Below are 1,028 nucleotides of genomic sequence, written 5' to 3'. Positions count from 1 at the left end.
GTTCTGAGCGTGTCATTGCGGCAATATTGGGAATTTTGAAAGCGGGCGGCGCCTATGTGCCGATAGATCCTGACTTTCCGGCGGATCGGATTCAGTACATTTTGGAGGACAGCGGAGCGAAGGCTGTTCTGACGGAAGCCGGAATACAGGCGCCTGCAGCGGATGCCGAACGGATTGATTTTGACGAGGCTGTTCAGTATGAGACGGCTGCGGACGGTGTCAGCACACAATCAGACCGGCTGGCTTACATCATCTACACGTCAGGTACAACGGGGCGGCCGAAAGGCGTGATGATTGAGCACCGGCAAGTTCATCATCTGGTGCAATCACTGCAGCAGGAGATTTATCAATGCGGTGAGCAGACGTTAAGAATGGCGCTTTTGGCTCCGTTTCATTTTGATGCGTCCGTCAAACAGATATTCGCTTCGCTTCTTTTGGGACAGACGCTTTATATCGTGCCGAAAACGACTGTGACGAATGGCTCGGCACTGCTGGACTATTATCGTCAAAACCGGATTGAAGCCACTGACGGAACGCCTGCACATCTGCAGATGATGGTTGCGGCCGGAGATGTCAGCGGAATTGAACTCAGCCACATGCTCATTGGGGGAGAGGGCCTGTCCGCGGCTGTTGCTGAACAGCTGATGACGCTCTTTCATCAATCGGGCAGGACGCCGCGTCTGACGAATGTCTACGGGCCGACAGAAACGTGCGTAGATGCGTCCGTGCATCAGATGTCAGCCGATAACGGAATGAATCAACAGGCGGCGTACGTTCCGATCGGAAAACCGCTCGGCAACGCCCGTCTGTATATATTGGATAAGCACCAGCGGCTTCAGCCCGACGGCACGGCCGGTGAGCTGTATATCGCGGGTGATGGTGTAGGCCGCGGCTATTTAAATCTTCCGGATTTGACCGCAGAGAAGTTTTTGCAGGACCCGTTTAACGGAAGCGGCCGCATGTACCGCACGGGTGATATGGCGCGCTGGCTGCCGGACGGGACGATCGAATATATCGGCCGTGAAGAT

At 55.0% G+C, this 1,028-nt stretch carries 1 protein-coding gene; it reads left to right on the top strand.

Annotation, left to right across the window (positions count from 1 at the left end; genetic code table 11):
• Positions 1–1,028: amino acid adenylation domain-containing protein (locus ACFVQB_RS34485; protein ID WP_379449923.1), on the top strand; the 1,028-nt coding region annotated here is incomplete at both ends.

Origin of the sequence: Paenibacillus sp. NPDC057886, assembly GCF_042796655.1 — a bacterium.
Classification (GTDB): domain Bacteria; phylum Bacillota; class Bacilli; order Paenibacillales; family Paenibacillaceae; genus Paenibacillus.
The sequence above is the reverse complement of the archived record's forward strand: the minus strand, read 5'-3'. Positions and strand labels throughout refer to the sequence as shown.